A 16,362-nucleotide genomic window follows, 5' to 3' on the forward strand; every position below is an offset into this window, starting at 1 on the left:
TTTTATGTTTTCAGTTAGCAGAAATTTTATAACTCCCAGTAGGGGGAGCGGAAGGACATCTGCACCCACCCGTTATTGATTCATTTCGTTTTTAATTGTATCCAAAATATGTCGGAAAATCGTACATGATTCCACGACGCAGATTACATGTGCTGTGAAATTCTACTCTGCTGATGCAGGCATCTGCCCGAAAAAATGTCTGTCCATATCGTATCTTTAAATTTTGTTCCACCATATCTAATGTACGCATCCCAACTTCATCCTGGGATTTCAGGAACAACAGCATGCGAAGGTATTCCCGATAAGCAAGTCCGCTTTCCATATCTTTACCACTATCTGCTGCCACATTTTCTCCTGCACTGCCAAGCTGCATCAGTCCGGAAAGGCTTAGCTTCCAATCCTCTGCGTTCTTTACAAGTGGTACTTTTCCTCCACTTATCAGCGTTCTAATATCCATGATTGCTTCACCATAAGCCCATGCAAGTAAAATTCCCTGCGCGGCACCCTCTGCCAGTTCCGGAAGTCCGATCACCGTACATAATGTAAGCGCTGCCGCCTCGGCTTCTGCTTTCTTTTCCGGATCCGTCTGGATATACGCATAATCCGGCACAAATCGGACCATAAGAAGCTTACTGGCAACCGTCTCCAAATTTTCTCTGTCGCTGGCGTGACCTTCCAGAATATATTCCAGTTCATAGTCCAGACTCCCCGCACCTGCCATGTCACCACGATTCCCGTTGCTGAAGTCTTCATTAGCAGAATCTCCTCTGACAAAATCTCCACCGACAGAATCTCCACTATTATAATTTTCATTGCCAGATTGCAGGCTATCTGAAGCCATCTTGAAATGTTCCAGCACGTACTCTCCAAACAGTAATTTACTGATTGTACTTTCCGATCCTGCTACATCTGAGAAATCTCCATATCCCTGATTTCGTTTTCTATGAGATACCATTTCCGATAACGTAATACTTTTTTTTGACATTACACGTCCCTTTGGCATAATCAGATCTACAAGAGGCATGCTTTTTAATTTCGCCACATGCGATAAGGGATTCTCTTCCTCTGGAAGTTCCTCCTTCTGCGACAACAGCTCCTGTAATTCCTGTTCCGTTTTTGCCCCGTCCCTTTCATAATTTTGTAAAGCCTCCTCTCCTGCTTTCCATGTATCTGTCTGTCCAACCAGTTTCTTCACCTTATCCAGTCCGTATTTATTTTCCATATATGCCGTCACCTGCTCGTAAAATGCACTGGCACCTTGGTCCGTCAATAGCTGAATTCTTGTAATTTCCTGATCCATCCCGCTTGCTCCGTAATAGGCCAGCCGTTCCTTTAACAATTCTTCACTGTAACTGCCCGTCTCATAACTTCCTTCCAGCGCAAAAATTCCGTAGACTTCCCAGAGTTCCTTCTGATACTCTGCAAATATACTTTCCACCGCCCGTGTCATATCTGCTCTTCTGTAATTTTTTACATTCTGTAAAGAGGCACTTTCCAGCATTGCTCCGGCAAATGAAATAAGTAAAATAAATACCAGACTTAAATACACTGTGACTTCCCCCTTTAAATACCGCTGCTCTCGCTTGTAATCTTCTCGAAAATCGTCTCGACCAGACTTGTGAGCTGAGATTTGAATATAACGACAAGTGAAATCAGTACAACCAAAATTAAGATAATTTCCACAACTCCGACTCCGTCTTTGTTTTCCAATATTTCTCTCACTCTGTGTTTTAAATACCAAACTCTCCACATAATTAATCCTCCCGCTTTCTCTATTCTTGCTTCTCTACACCCGCTTTTCTATTCCGTCATATCTTCTGTGGCATATTTTTATATTTTTACAATGCCTACATTTGTACGGTAAAAAATGCCGGGACTACAACAATCACAAGCACCTCTGCCAGCATCAGAAACATCGGAAGTAATAGCTTTGTTCCTGCTTCTTCCCCGAGCCGTCTTGCTCTTGCTTTTCGCTCTTCAAAAGACTGGATTGCCTCCAGCCGAAGCAGGTCATTTAGACCTTTTGTACCTTTTCTCAGGTTTTGTGACAGCAATGCACCAAATCTCATATATTCCTGTGTCCCGCATCTTCTTCCGAATTTCTCATAACATTCTGCTTCCGGAACACCGCCATCCATCTGTCGGCATGTATACTTCATTTCTTCATAAACTGCACGCTTCCCTTGCTGCTTTATCCGCGAATCGTAATCATTTACAATTTTTATCCATGCTTTGCGGACCGTCATTCCTGCGCCTAAAAGTAATGTCAGCTTACTGATGACTTCCGGATAATCCAGACACATCTGTTTTTGTCTTGCCTGTTTTTCTTTTATCTCGTTCTGCTTGTCCAGCGCAAAAAACAGCACGGAAATCACAACTGCAGCCGCCATAATTACTGCACCTCTCCAGTTCATTACCGTATAAAAATGTATTTCCTGTCCGTCCACCTGTTTCGGCAATGTTAACGTCCCGGATTCTCTGGTATCCTGATCTTTTTCTGCCACTGTCCGGCGCACCTTTTCTAATAACGCTCCATCACTTCCGGTCATTCGTGGATAGACCATTGCCATACATTCATACAGTATCTGTTTTTCTACATCTTCCCGATACGTCAATATGGCTGTCAGCTTCACCAGTGTCCCTTCACTTACAAGCTTATCTTCCTTTAATTTTCCGTAAATATTGATCACATCATAGCGGTCAAGCTTCCATGTAACGTCGATCGGCTTTCCTGGAATCTCTGTCAGAAGATTCAAATCCCGGTCCACATGATCCAGACTTACATTCTCCCCCAGAATCAACGAATCCATTTTCTTTACTGCCTGCTTTAATACCTGACTGATTTCCTGTTCTCCATAGACCTGCTCTGTTACTTCGATCGGGATTTCCCCCAATACCCGGTCTTTTCCCTCTACACGCAGTTCTTCCGTCCTCTTCCCTTTGCCATAAGTTTTTCTTGTGATCTCCTCTACATTTTTTCTGTAGGCACCATTGTAATCCCAGATAAGAGCTGCAACGCCCACCGAAAACACCACTAACATGATCCCGATACTCAGACTTCGATCTCGATGATCTTTCGCCCAAGCCCGTATGCGCCCAAATATATGATCAGACATCCTGTCATCACTCCTCTTCCTGCTATATTTCCGTAAAGATTTCCCATAAATTCCGGAAAACTGACAGTCATATAAAGTACAATTCCAAAAGGAATGACCGACATCACCTGAAATTCATATTTTTTCGCCGCCAACATTGTATCAATTTCCCGTTTTACATCAATTTTGTCTCCAATCTGATCCGCTGTATTGCGGATAATAGACATCAGATTTCCTCCGCTTCTCTTGGCCGTGACAAAGACTCCGGCAAAGCTTTCCACATCTGGAAGCTTTGTTCTCTCGGACAGTTCTTCTACTGCCTGTTCCACCGGTACCTGTACCCGGATCTGCCTGACCATGATTTCCAGCTCACGTAGAATTGCCGCATCATCAGAGTAAAAAATCTGCATCTCTTTCAGGCTCTCTTTCACTGCATTTTCCACAGAATATCCTGTATTCAGTAAAGAGGAAAATGTCTGTATCAGTTCTTTGAACTGTACTAGAAACTCCTGTTCTTTTCGCTTAATGCATTCGTCCAGAAGCTGTATGTAATACCACACGCCTGCCGGAATCAACAATATAACTGCCACCCATGAGCGATAATATATCCATGCCGTTCCTGTCACAATAATGATGACCTTCAAGATCATTTTTACATATTCACACTTCTTTATATCCTGCTGCCAGTAACTTCTGTGTATGAACCAGGTCGTCCATTTTTCTCCAAGTTCCCTGAATTTTCCCATCCTTTTCTCCTGTCTCTTCGAATCTGTACAGTGGACTCACCAGAATCTCACCGTCCTGATAATCCAGGATTTCTGAAACCTCCAGTACTTTACGGCTTTTATCTCTGAGTCTTCCAAGATGCACAATAATGTCGATTCCTGATGCGATCTGTCTCTGAACTGCCCCCAGAGGAAGATCCATTCCCATCAGCACCATGCTCTCCAGCCTAGAAAGCATATCCTTAGGACTATTGGCATGACCGGTACTAAGACTTCCATCATGACCGGTATTAAGTGCCTGCAGCATATCAATTGCTTCGGCTCCGCGAACTTCCCCGACAATGATGCGATTTGGTCTCATCCGAAGCGCCGTCCGAATTAATTCGCGTATAGTAATCTCACCTGTTCCCTCAAGATTGGCGCATCTCGCCTCAAGAGTTACCAGGTTTGGAATATCCAGAATCCGTAGTTCTGCGTTGTCCTCAATTGTAATGATTCTTTCATCCTTTGGTATGTATTGCGATAAAGCATTCAGGAATGTGGTCTTGCCTGATCCGGTTCCTCCACTGATGAATATGTTGTAGCCTGCCCTAACAAGCTTTACCAGAAATTCTTTTACTTCCCGGCAGATAGAACCCCACCGGATCAACTGTTTCATTGTAATTGCTTCTTTTGGAAATTTTCTTATGGTTACTATGGGCCCATTTAAAGCGATGGGCCCCAGTACCACATTTACTCTCGACCCGTCCGGAAGTCTTGCGTCCACGATTGGAGATGCTTCATTTACGATTCGATTGGATCCTGCAACGATCTGTTGAATGACATCTTCCAGCTTCTCCCGCGAAACAAACCTTTTCCCGGATCTGATCAGTTTTCCTTCCTTCTCCAGAAATATATTCTCAGTCCCGTTAATCATAATCTCCGTGATCTTATCATCTTCCAGAAATTCCTGAAGAAGATCAAATTTCCGGAATGCATTAAATAATTCTCTGCCAAGCTCCGCCTTTTTCCCAAGCGGTATATATTCTCTGCCGGATGCCTCGTCCAGCACGCGGTGAATCAACTCCGTCAGCTCCTCATCCGGAATATCTCTGGACAGATCCAGTTCCTCCAGAATCCTCGCATGAAGCTGTTCCGCCTGTATCATGTGCGTTGCTCCTTTCGTATGATCTTACGTCTGACATCCTCGTAGCCCAGAAGTTCCAGTTCTGCCTCGAACTGCGCCACCTTCGCCTCTGCGACCGGCTCATCAATCGTAAGCATGTGAATCTCATTACAGATCCGAAGCACCCGGTAAATGTCCCGAACGCCTTCATCCATATCCAGAATCACGATTTCATAAATACTTTGTTCTATAATTTTCTGTATCAGCCTGATCCACTCTTCCGAGTCAATCTCCTTAATGTCTTCGGATACAGGCATCGGTACTATATAATCCAGATTTTCCGAGTGTCTCACAATAGTTGTAAGTACCGTTCCGATATTGCTCTGTTCCTGCCTTGCATAGTACAGGACATCTGCCAGTGTCTGTGTTCCTTCCGGAAAATGTCCACCTTCTCCACCGTAAGTTTCCATTCCCAGATACAATACATTTGCCTCCTTTGCCAGTTTTCTTCCAAGCCGGATTGCATAGGTTGTCTTTCCAATTCTTCTCACCGGAGAATATACCGCAATTACTCTGCAGTTCTTTTTACCGGTAATCTTTAAAAATATCTGCTTCTCGTCTCCTGACATGCTGCACTGACGAATCATTTCCGCCAGGATCTGATCTCCCGGCTGGTATTTGTAGATCGGCACCTCCCGGTTTTCCAACGCCACCTCTCTTTCTGGTGCGATTACAAATACCATACCGGCTTTTACCTGTTTTCTGGAATCTTCCGGATACTCCGAAGATATGAACAGAAAATCGATCTTCTCTTTCTCCTGTATAGCCAATACATAAGAAAGATCACTGCATGTCCTGACACGGACCGCCAATTCTTTCTGTCTTGTAAGATACTGTGCAAACGCGGAAGCAAATTTTGTCTCTGGATCACAGATTACCAGATTTTTGCTCTCCACATATTATCCCTCCTCTTCTTGTGTGTTCTCTCGTTATCTTCTTAGGAATTCATGACCGGAATAAATGGTCGAATAACATTGAATTACTTTGAATAACTTGAATGGTTATGTCTTGCCAACTAGAATATAACAATCAGATGTCTTGGATTATAGACAGGCTTTCCCCTTTTGTCTATCCCTTTTTTAGAAAATGTAAAACTTTGTGCAACATAGATAGATTTGTTTTTATCAATCATTGAAAATCATCTGGAAACAGTTATAATATATCCATAGAATTTTAAAACTTACCGACTTTATCTCACTTGAAAGGAGTCCATATTATGGAGTTCAAATTCTTAAAATTACGCGATTTACAAGGTAAAACTCCTTCATTTCCTGCTGCGGGTGAAGTACACATTATCTATGTGCCGGAACCGGATGACAGCAACTTGCACAAAGCAGGTGCCGGGCGTGCCATGATCAGAGAAATCCTTTCTTATTATCTGTGTATTGACAAAGGTCTGGTATGCCTGCATGAATCCAGGCATGGCAAACCCTATCTTGCCTCTCCAGCAATCGGACGGAGTCTTTATTTTAATATTTCTCATACCGGAGGCTACCTTGCATTTGCAATGTCAACCTCTACACCACTAGGTATTGATATTGAAAAAGTTGACAGAAATGTCAGGCTTCAATCGCTGATGGGACGTTTTTTTCACGCGGAGGAAATTAAAAAATTTCTTGATTACTCTGACGAAGAGCGTGTAAAACATTTTATCCATTATTGGACTTTGAAAGAATCCTTCGTAAAGGGACTTGGAACGGGTATGACAACTTCTTTCACTTCTTTTTATCTTACGAAGGAATCCGAACGTACATTTTACGTCACTCCGGATAAAAAAGAACTCCAGGACGAATATTCATCCTGGAGAATCACTTCCATTCTTGCTCCCAAAGGGTTTATCTGCAGTGTTGCTTACCGGCTCTCATAAAAGGCCACACCATATAGCAGGGCAACCCCCGGGACTCCTAATGTTCCGGAGGCGGCCATTGTTATTGGATTCAGCCCCACCCTTACCGGAATCTCTTTTGACACGAAGAATCCATTTATCACAAGAATCAACATCACCCCGACTGCCATACGAATCAGAAAATTTATCATAAAATTCGAACATCTCTGTGACATATCCAAGCCTCCTTCTATTTTTATATATATCCTTGTTAAGCTTACCATATGACATATTTTAAAATATCCCCGTCTGATTTTTATTCAGAAATGCTGTTTCATTTCATAGGTTTAATCTTAAAAATCAGTATTATTTATATAGCATACTATTTTTATCCCACATGTTTTTCTATTTAAAAAAGAGGATCTCCTCCCGGAAATCCTCTCATCTGCTTCTCTATTCTGCCGATTTTTAAGAATATCTGATTTACAATTCAATCTCTATCTTGCGATCCGATCTCTTGTATTGGTGATAAGCCACTCCTGCTGCATCGAACATACGCATAGATGCCTGTACAGCTGTGCTTCCATCATATTTGTTACAGTCGTAGATAACTTCTTTGATTCCACTTTGAATGATTGCTTTTGCACACTCATTACATGGGAAAAGAGACACATAGAGCTTTGCTCCTTCCAGACTTCCTCCACGGAAATTCAGAATCGCATTCAGTTCACTGTGTACTGTATAGACATATTTTGTCTTTAATGGATCTTCTCCTTCTCTCACCCACGGGAACTCATCATCTGAGCAGCCCTTCGGCAGTCCATTATATCCCATAGATAAAATCTTATTATCCTGACTGACAATACAGCACCCAACCTGAGTATTCGGGTCTTTGGATCTAAGTCCGGATAGCTTTGCTACTCCCATAAAATACTCATCCCAGTTGATATAGTCTTTACGTTTATCACTCACTGCTGCTTCCTCCTATTTCGTTCCGAAAATACGATCTCCAGCATCACCAAGTCCCGGAATAATATACTTATGCTCATTGAGTTTTTCATCCAGAGCACCGATATAAATATCTACATCCGGATGCTCTTTCTGCATACGTTCTACGCCTTCCGGAGCTGCTATAATGCACATGAAACGAATATGTTTCACACCTTTTTCCTTCAACATCTGAATTGCTGCTACGCTTGAACCTCCTGTTGCCAGCATAGGATCCACAACAAATACTTCCCTCTCATCACAGTCTGTCGGAAGCTTACAATAATATTCCACTGGTTCATACGTTTCCGGATCTCTGTAAAGACCGATATGACCTACTTTTGCAGCCGGGATCATGCTCAGCATTCCATCGACCATTCCCAGTCCTGCACGTAAGATCGGTACAACTGCCAATTTCTTCCCACTTAATTCTTTTCCAACCATCTTACAGATTGGTGTCTCGATCTCTACATCCTGTAATTTCAGATCTCTTGTTGCCTCATAACACATAAGAGCCGCAATCTCCCCAACAATCTCACGGAACTCCTTGGAACCAACTTCTTTTCTGCGGATATAATTCACTTTGTGCTGGATCAGCGGATGATCCATAACCTGTACTTTAGACATGTTTTTCTCCTCCATCTCATGACATGTTTATCAGATTTTTTAATATCCGGCACACATCTGATTTGATCTGCACCACATAAAGAGCCATCAAGCCTCTATCACATGATGTCCTGCTGCCTTTAGCAATCGATTCATAATTGCACTGCCGATTCCTCCGGCTGCAAATGATTCACTATATATATACTCTACTTCAGCATCATCGAACTCGCGCAATACCGCATACAAATGATTGGCGATAGTTGCTTCGTCTGCCCTTGTTCCTATGCTTTTCACTACGTCTGCCTTGTATCGGCCTACAGTCTCTTGTGTTCCGATCACACCGACTCTGTGTCCTTTAGCCATACGCTCTGCAGACATCTGGTTGATCGCATCGATCACAAGTTCCATCGGTCCCTCCACAATACTAAGATCCGCTTTCGGAGCATAATGTCGATACTTCATCCCCGGAGCTTTCGGTTTCACTTTGCTGTCCGGCGTGATCAATGTTCTGTCAATGTCTACTTCACCGATAAGTTCTGTGAGCATCTCCTTTGTAATCGCACCAGGGCGTAAAATCATAGGCGGTGTTACGGTCATATCCAGAATGGTAGATTCAACTCCGATATCTACTGCTCCTCCATCTAAAATCATCTCGATCTTACCGCTTAAATCTTCTTCTACATGCTCAGCTTTCGTCGGGCTCGGACGTCCTGAAGTATTCGCGCTTGGCGCAGCAATATACCCGCCGCCCGCATCGATCAAAGCTCTTGCGATCTCATCACTTGGCATACGTACTGCAACTGTATCCAGACCTCCTGTTGTCTCATATGGCACTTCCTCTGTCTTCTGGAAAATCATTGTAAGCGGTCCCGGCCAGTAAGCATCAGCCACTTTATAAGCAACTTCCGGAATAATATCTGCAATCTTATCCAGTGCTCCCATATTCGTAATATGCACGATCAGAGGATTATCTGAAGGTCTGCCCTTTGCCGCATAAATCTTGGTTGAAGCGGTCTTATTCAAAGCATCAGCACCGAGACCATATACTGTTTCCGTTGGAAACGCTACCAATCCACCTTCTTTTAAAAAGTCTCCGGCCTGACCAATAATCTTCTTTCCTTCCTCTGTATTAAGTTGTTCTTTTGTAATTTTTTCTACTATTGTCTTCATGTTTTTTATTATACTACACCTGTTATCACTTTCCAAATATTTTTTCGAACCAAATCACGTCTGTCTGGCTATTTATCATTCTATGTACCATCGGCAGCATTTCTCAGATACTCGTCAATTCCTGTTGCGATTGCCTTGGCGATTTTTTTCTGATAATCTTTTCCCGCCAGAAGCTCTGCTTCTTGTTGGTTGCTCAGGAAACCACACTCTACGATGATTGTCGGCACCTGAGTCCTCCTGAGCAGGTAATATGTATCATTGGCCTTTTCCTGCCTCGTATTCTCACTGTCCACGCCAAGAAGCGCCTGCTGCATCAGCTTTGCCGCTGTATGCCCTTCTGCTGAATGGGAATAATAAAATACCTGTGCACCATGTATTTCCTCTTCGTGATAACTATTCTGATGAATGCTGACCGCAAGCCCCGGAGCCTTTTCATTTATCAGATCAACTCTCGCTTTCATATCCTGTATTTTGGAATTTCCGGAAGTTTCTCCTGCGAGCATCTGATCTTTTTCCCTGGTCATAACAACTTGATAACCTTTATTCTTCAGTTCTTTTTCCACTTGTTTTGAAATCTTAAGGTTGATATCTTTTTCCAGGACTTCATTGATACCAACCTTTCCCGGATCACTTCCCCCGTGACCACTATCTATAACAACAAGATCCATCTTCCGCTCTTGTTCACTTTTCACCTGATCCGATTGTACATATTTTTCCAGATTTCGGCTGACGGTATAGATTCCTGCCAGCGCCAGAAGTAATACTAACAATTCAATTTTCTTGCGCACTTCCTGAAACCTCCAAAACTTCGTATATTTCACCAAAGCACCTGTTTGTTTCAGTATATGAATTTTCCCATCTGTTCATTCAAAAAAAGAAAGACCAGAAAGTAATCTCACTCTCTGATCTTTCATCACTCTAATTTACATACTTCAAAATCAAATCCCAGATATCTGAACTTTCCTGTCCTAATGCCCATGCGGCAGTACCTGCAAGCTTATTCTCCTTCATGAGTTGAAGCTTCGGCTCAATCGAGGTTGCATCCTCCAGCCAGATTTCATATGTTACACCGTCAGCTTCCCAGGTCGCATAATTATTCCCGGTTGTTTCATCTAATGTTGTTTCTGCACCTGCCTGGCTGATCTTATCTCTGGCTGTAGACATTCCCAGTGCTTCACTTGTCACCTTCATCGGATAATCTGCTGCTTCTGTTCCTGCCTCCTGATTCAGTTCTTCCTGTGTTTTCGGCGTTTCCGACCACAGTCTTGTAAAGAACGGAATCCCATTAATCACTTTCTCTGCCGGTACTTCTTTGATCGTCTCCTCAATTCCTTCTTTTACAAATTCATAAGAAGATACTGAACCTGCTTCCAGTGAACTTCCATTATGCTCATCATATCCCATAATAATGACATAGTCTGCCATAACGCCCTGTTCTTTGCGATTGTACTGTTGATTATATCCCTTAGGAACATAATTATCCACCGAAAGTACGATACCATTTTGTCTGCATTTTACAGACAGTTCTCTGATAAATTGTATATAATGAACTCCACAATCTTTTGAAATCTTTTCAAAATCTACATTGATGCCGTCTATTCCGACCTGCATCACCGCTCCTATCAATTGATTGATAAGATTCTCTCTTCTCGAGCTATAGCTGAGTAATTGAAGTGATTCATCATTGGATCCGATTCCCCCATCGAAATCCCTGATAGCGGCCCACACTTCCAGGCCTGCCTGATGTGCATAATTTACATAATCTGTTGAAGCAATCGATTCAAGATTCCCTTCTGTATCTTTCACATGGAACCATGTCGGCACAATTGTCGTTAACCCTTTACTATCTGCAAGTCTCTGCTGCAAACCGCTATTGGCGGTACTGTTGGTTACATTATGCCATGCCATATTAATGGTATAATCTTTCTTGATACTGGTGTATTCCGGTTCCGTAAAATCGCGGGTAACATTCTTAGTTTTTTCATTCTTCAATGCATTTTTCTTCACATATCCGATATACCCGTCTTTTGTAAGAATCTTTTTCCAGTTCTGTTCATTCTCCAGAACGATCACTTCATCTTTTTTCTTCACATCTGTCACGATTGGGCTCTTAACCCCGCCGCGATATCGAACCTGTGTATCTGACTTCACTGTTGCAACCTGTTTCTTTCCCCAGTCACAAGTAATCATCACCCGGTTCGGACTATCATATACTTCATAATCTATATTCGTATATTGCTGAATAAAATCTAATGCGACATAAGTTGTGTTTTCTTCTGTCTTCAGGATAACATAATCTTCACTTTTCTTTTCTTTGGAAACACTGTAATCTTTGCTTCCGATTTCCACAGTTACAATATCTGTCGGCAGTGTGTACAAAAGCTTGTTCTCATTGGCATCCCAGTAAAAACGGCTGTTGATATAATCTCTTACAACTTCATATTGCACATACGCTTTCCCATCCGATATCATTCCGTGAGGTTCCACAATCTGATCATCTACCGTAATAGCCATCTGACTATCGTTTTCAATTCCATAATATTTTTTTACATCCATCCGTTCCTTTGACGGACTGTACTTCTTCCACAGAAATGCTCCTGCAATTGCGGCTATCCCAAGTATGATCAATAATAGGATCATCAATCCTACACGTCTTTTTCGCTTGCGTTTTGTCTGCGCTTTTCTTGCTGCCGGCCGTGCCGCCTGCTTTTTCTGATTCTTAGAGACCTTTTCTGCCTTCTGCGGTCTCTTCTTCGGTCTCTCCTGACCATCTTCTGATATCGGACGTCTCTTCTTCGGTCTCTCCTGACCGTCTTCCGATACCGGACGTCTCTTCTTCAGTCTCTCCTGACCGTCTTCCGATACCGGACGTCTCTTCTTCGGTCTCTCCTGACCGTCTTCCGATACCGGACGTCTCTTCTTCGGTCTCTCCTGACCATCTTCTGATATCGGGCGTCTCTTCTTCGGTCTCTCCTGACCGTCTTCCGATACCGCCGGTCTTTTTCTCACCTTAGATTTTCCCGCTGATGATCCTGCATTTCTCGCTCTGCGACGTTCTCTATCTTCTACGGCTGCCTTTCCTGACAAAGTTTCCGCATTCTCCCGACTTGCTTGTCCTCTCGCTCCGCCCTCAGTCTCCGTGCGGCCGGATGACTCCTGGCGTCGCTGATTCTGCAGATTGCTGGCGCTTTTTGCCCACTCCGTTTTTTTTCGCGGATCTGTGGTTCTCTTGATTTCCTTTTCGTCCATGCTGCACCTCCTACTCGCTATTATAACAAACGAGTGGACATGCGTCATCCTTTTTCGACAAATTCAGGCCTTGCTTATGAGGGTACTTACACACTTTTTTTCAAGAATGCCTCGGCATTCTTGCTGCGAGGTGCGCGTCATGCAATTACATGACACACTTCTACCGCGCACCTCTGCAAGTCTACACTCCGTTTCGGTCGGCGCAAAACCATTGTCCACCGGACAATGTGCGCCCTGCCGGAGGCTATATCATCTATCTTGTTCCTGCATCTCTACATCATCAAAACACAATTCTTTTATATCTCCATTATCATTCAACACATAATCCCGCATATAGACTGCATCCTCCCTCACAATGTGAGCCTGCACAATCTGCATGGGACTTGCCGGCACCCCGTTCATTAACATATATACTCCCTTTTTTTCATAACCTGCCAACTCTGAAAAAAGACTTTGATAATTCCTTTCTCTGGGGTCCCCCATGACTTTACCTCCTCCTCAATAATGCACTTCCCCGGTCGCATTGTCTTCGAAATCTGTATATGACAAACCAGAAGGATAAAATGCCGTGATACATTATCCCACATATCCAGACACGTCCACTTTTCTGCTAGAAAACAGCCGTGCATTACTATTCAACTATCTGTTGCTTTGTTACTTATCTGATTGATTTTTTTATGATCTGTTGTTATTTAATTGTTATTTGATTGTACTCTAATTGTTATCTGATTTTTTCTGATTGTTGTTTTTATCTGATTGTTATTACTCTTGAATCTTTGCGCGGAATTCGCGCTATTTCTCGAATTCTTATTCTGATTGGCTAGATACTGTTAAGAATTACTTTTTAAGAAATATGTTCTAAAAATATAATTACCAGGGAAAACTATTTTCTAGTACGGTCATTATAATGGATACTCTTTTTAAAAGCAAGCACTTTTTTGATTTTATATTTATTTTATTGAACAAAAAACTTTTTCTATGCTATACTATGTGAAAGGAAGTGATAAATATGAAGATTGAAAAATTAAGTGACAATCAGATACGCTGTACATTAACACGCGCAGATCTGGCCGAACGTCAGCTCCAACTCAGCGAACTGGCTTATGGTACAGAAAAAGCGAGATCACTTTTCCACGATATGATGCAACAGGCAGCACAGGAATTTGGTTTTGAAGCAGAGAATATGCCATTGATGATCGAGGCAATCTCTTCTTCCTCAGATTCAATCGTGCTGATCATTACTAAAGTCGAGGATCCAGAGGAACTCGACACGCGTTTTTCTAAATTCGCACCTCTTCCGGGGCAGGATGGAGATTCTTCCCGTCAGGGACTCCCTGACAAACTGGAAGGTGCTGAATCTCTTCTTGATCTGCTTGGCAAAGTCAAAGAGAAGATTAATGCTGCACAAAGTTCTTCCAAACCGGAAAATCCAGTCAGCTCTTCATCAGAATCTCTAGATGATCCTGAAACTGAAGCTTTGGAAAATGAAATACCAAAAGACGCTGCACCTAAGAAACCTGCAATCCGTCTGATTTCATTTGCCTCTATGGATAATGTCCTTGCGGCCTCACGATTACTTGGAAATATGTACTTTGGTGCGAACACTTTGTATAAAGATACTGCCGAAAATATTTATATCCTTGCGATGACTCAGTCAGAACATACACGAAAGGATTTCAGTCGACTCTGTAATATGTTATCTGAATACGGTACATTAGAGAAGACCTCCGGCGCTACAATTGCTTTCCTCGGAGAGCATTGCAAAGTACTACTGGAAAATGATGCAGTACAGCAACTGGCTAATGTTTAAACAAAACTAAGAAAAATCTTTCAGGCTTATGCCTGACAATAAAAAGCGGATTCCAATTGGAGTCCGCTTTTTATTGTTCTATTTTCTGTTGTTCTGCAAATCTAATATTACTCACCAAGTTTTGCATTAATTGTTGCATTCAGTTTCTCAACAAGAAGATCTGAATCAATTCCGTGAACATATGCAGCATCTGCAAGTGATTCTCCGATAGAGCTTGGGCATCCGATGCAATGCATTCCTAATCCTGTAAGAACATCTACAATTTCAGGGCACTGCTCATAATATGTCTGAAGCAGTTCTCCCATAGTCATTTCCTTTGTAACTCGTGCCATGTGTGCACCTCCTTTTCTTTTACGTTTTCTTATTATAATTGCTTTTCACCATTGTGTAAACATTTTATGACAATTTTCCATTAAAATTTGATTTTTTAAAAGTCAATACGTTTGCCGATTTTTTTCGACAAAATACTATTTTTATCATAACTTCACAAAACATTCGTTCTTTTATTTACCTTGAATTATCCCCAGTTTCCACACCTTTTTATGTGGATAATGTGGAAAACTTTTAGAAATCATGTATTTTTCCACCTTTTTTCACGTTTTTAGTGTGGAAAACTTGGATAACTCAATGTGGATAAATTTTTAACTATTTTTCAACAATCAAATTTTTTATACATTTTTGTCTATTTTGTACATCCGGCAATTTTTCACTTACTTAATCTGTTCTTTTATGCTTCTGTTCAATATGCACCAATTTAAAGTAATCTTCTTACTGTCAGGATTCCTTTATACGTGGCAGGCAATATCCCGATTCCTTTTCGGCTATTAATTGCATTTACAATTTGTCCGTCTCCCATGTAAATACCGACATGTCCATCATAGCAAATGATGTCCCCAGGAAGTGCTTCCGAATAACTGACTCCCCTGCCGGCACTTCGCATTTCTGAAGATGTTCTTGGAAGATTCACTCCAAAATGTGCGTAGACAGACTGCACAAAACCAGAGCAGTCAGCTCCATTTGTCAGGCTTGTGCCTCCCCAGACATATGGATTGCCGATAAACTGACATGCATAATCCACCACTGCCTGACCACTTCCGGCAGCCTCTCTCACAGCCTGAGCCTCTTCCTCTGCTTTCCTGGCCGCTTCTTCTGCCTCCGCAGCCAAACGTGCTTCCTCTTCTTCTCTAGATTCTGCATAAGAAAAAGCTTCTTTTGGATCTGCGCTTGCAGAAGCTTCTACGACTTCCTCTGCCTTCTGTTGAGCATTTCTTCCTATTATTATATACTGCGAATACACATACCCTGTAACCGAACCAGATTCAATCTTCGTCCATTCTCCAACTGGTCCTACGATTTTTGCTGCATAACCGGGATATAATTTACCCACCCATTCGCTCTGCTTTGTCGGTTCACTTCTTATATATAAAAATGATTCAACATCTGCAAAAGCCATATCTAAATACTCACCCTTATCTTCTGGTGCCAGATAATCCTCCACCTGAATCTCTTTCTGTGAAGAATAACAATCATTCAGCACCTGCTCAATTCCCACTCCTGGCATAGTTTGATTATCCTCGATATCAGAAGCATATGCCGTAGCTGGGAAAACTCCAATAGCTCCTGTCAAGGTAACTAGGAACAATCCTTTTCTAAGAATCGAATCCATAAACTCCCTCCTTATGTTTTCTTTTCTTATCTTTTGTAAATATTACAGAATTGTTACATATGTT

At 42.2% G+C, this 16,362-nt stretch carries 17 protein-coding genes; 2 read left to right on the forward strand and 15 right to left on the reverse strand.

Translation table 11 applies throughout. The annotated features are described in order from the left end of the window. Positions 1–91 precede the first annotated feature (91 nt). The 6 genes from NQ560_RS14750 to NQ560_RS14775 all read right to left on the reverse strand — a co-directional run bounded on the left by NQ560_RS14750 (position 92) and on the right by NQ560_RS14775 (position 5,881). Positions 92–1,549 carry a DUF5702 domain-containing protein gene (locus NQ560_RS14750; protein WP_040015623.1) on the reverse strand — a complete coding sequence of 486 codons (1,458 nt, stop codon included), beginning with the start codon at positions 1,547–1,549 and terminating at the stop codon, positions 92–94. Positions 1,550–1,563: 14 nt separating this feature from the next. Next, a complete protein-coding gene (locus NQ560_RS14755) occupies positions 1,564–1,752 on the reverse strand; it encodes a Flp1 family type IVb pilin (protein ID WP_040015622.1) in 189 nt (62 codons plus the stop codon). Between the two features lie 95 nt (positions 1,753–1,847). Then, a complete protein-coding gene (locus tag NQ560_RS14760; RefSeq protein ID WP_005335007.1) occupies positions 1,848–3,041 on the reverse strand; it encodes a hypothetical protein in 1,194 nt (397 codons plus the stop codon). Positions 3,042–3,052: 11 nt separating this feature from the next. Continuing rightward, positions 3,053–3,841 (reverse strand): type II secretion system F family protein, encoded by a 789-nt coding sequence (locus tag NQ560_RS14765; RefSeq protein WP_227275209.1) that lies wholly within the window; start codon positions 3,839–3,841, stop codon positions 3,053–3,055. Next, on the reverse strand, positions 3,756–4,967 hold the full coding sequence (locus NQ560_RS14770; protein ID WP_005335003.1) for a TadA family conjugal transfer-associated ATPase: 1,212 nt from the start codon (positions 4,965–4,967) through the stop codon (positions 3,756–3,758). The genes NQ560_RS14765 and NQ560_RS14770 overlap by 86 nt, the downstream gene beginning before the upstream one ends. Beyond that, positions 4,964–5,881, reverse strand: coding sequence for a P-loop NTPase family protein (locus NQ560_RS14775; RefSeq protein ID WP_005335002.1), 918 nt, complete (start codon positions 5,879–5,881; stop codon positions 4,964–4,966). The genes NQ560_RS14770 and NQ560_RS14775 overlap by 4 nt, the downstream gene beginning before the upstream one ends. A gap of 320 nt (positions 5,882–6,201) precedes the next feature. Here NQ560_RS14775 and NQ560_RS14780 point away from each other — a divergent pair, with 320 nt between their 5' ends. Then, complete coding sequence (locus NQ560_RS14780) at positions 6,202–6,852, forward strand: 4'-phosphopantetheinyl transferase family protein (RefSeq protein ID WP_005335001.1); 651 nt, start codon at positions 6,202–6,204, stop codon at positions 6,850–6,852. Here the strand turns inward: NQ560_RS14780 and NQ560_RS14785 are convergent. The 7 genes from NQ560_RS14785 to NQ560_RS14815 all read right to left on the reverse strand — a co-directional run bounded on the left by NQ560_RS14785 (position 6,837) and on the right by NQ560_RS14815 (position 13,305). Next, entirely contained in the window at positions 6,837–7,046 is a 210-nt protein-coding gene (locus NQ560_RS14785) for a pro-sigmaK processing inhibitor BofA family protein (protein WP_005341864.1), read from the reverse strand. The genes NQ560_RS14780 and NQ560_RS14785 overlap by 16 nt on opposite strands. A gap of 247 nt (positions 7,047–7,293) precedes the next feature. Continuing rightward, entirely contained in the window at positions 7,294–7,782 is a 489-nt protein-coding gene (locus NQ560_RS14790) for a deoxycytidylate deaminase (RefSeq protein WP_005334985.1), read from the reverse strand. A 12-nt stretch (positions 7,783–7,794) separates the two neighbouring features. Further along, positions 7,795–8,424 carry a uracil phosphoribosyltransferase gene (gene upp / locus NQ560_RS14795; protein ID WP_040015621.1) on the reverse strand — a complete coding sequence of 210 codons (630 nt, stop codon included), beginning with the start codon at positions 8,422–8,424 and terminating at the stop codon, positions 7,795–7,797. Between the two features lie 87 nt (positions 8,425–8,511). Beyond that, positions 8,512–9,573 carry an L-threonylcarbamoyladenylate synthase gene (locus NQ560_RS14800; protein WP_005334977.1) on the reverse strand — a complete coding sequence of 354 codons (1,062 nt, stop codon included), beginning with the start codon at positions 9,571–9,573 and terminating at the stop codon, positions 8,512–8,514. Positions 9,574–9,653: 80 nt separating this feature from the next. Beyond that, positions 9,654–10,361 (reverse strand): N-acetylmuramoyl-L-alanine amidase family protein, encoded by a 708-nt coding sequence (locus NQ560_RS14805; RefSeq protein ID WP_040015620.1) that lies wholly within the window; start codon positions 10,359–10,361, stop codon positions 9,654–9,656. 130 nt (positions 10,362–10,491) lie between these two features. After that, positions 10,492–12,822 carry a glycosyl hydrolase family 18 protein gene (locus NQ560_RS14810; protein ID WP_005334974.1) on the reverse strand — a complete coding sequence of 777 codons (2,331 nt, stop codon included), beginning with the start codon at positions 12,820–12,822 and terminating at the stop codon, positions 10,492–10,494. A 249-nt stretch (positions 12,823–13,071) separates the two neighbouring features. After that, positions 13,072–13,305, reverse strand: a complete 234-nt coding sequence (locus NQ560_RS14815; protein WP_005334973.1) for a hypothetical protein — start codon at positions 13,303–13,305, stop codon at positions 13,072–13,074. A 526-nt stretch (positions 13,306–13,831) separates the two neighbouring features. Here NQ560_RS14815 and NQ560_RS14820 point away from each other — a divergent pair. Continuing rightward, complete coding sequence (locus tag NQ560_RS14820; RefSeq protein ID WP_005334972.1) at positions 13,832–14,632, forward strand: adaptor protein MecA; 801 nt, start codon at positions 13,832–13,834, stop codon at positions 14,630–14,632. A 107-nt stretch (positions 14,633–14,739) separates the two neighbouring features. On the opposite strand, the gene NQ560_RS14825 is transcribed toward NQ560_RS14820, so the two are convergent. Next, complete coding sequence (locus tag NQ560_RS14825) at positions 14,740–14,964, reverse strand: DUF1858 domain-containing protein (RefSeq protein WP_005334971.1); 225 nt, start codon at positions 14,962–14,964, stop codon at positions 14,740–14,742. Between the two features lie 422 nt (positions 14,965–15,386). After that, positions 15,387–16,298, reverse strand: a complete 912-nt coding sequence (locus tag NQ560_RS14830) for a C40 family peptidase (protein WP_005334969.1) — start codon at positions 16,296–16,298, stop codon at positions 15,387–15,389. Between the last annotated feature and the right edge of the window lie 64 nt (positions 16,299–16,362).

The sequence above is a fragment of the Dorea formicigenerans genome (assembly GCF_025150245.1).
GTDB classification, from domain to species: domain Bacteria; phylum Bacillota; class Clostridia; order Lachnospirales; family Lachnospiraceae; genus Dorea; species Dorea formicigenerans.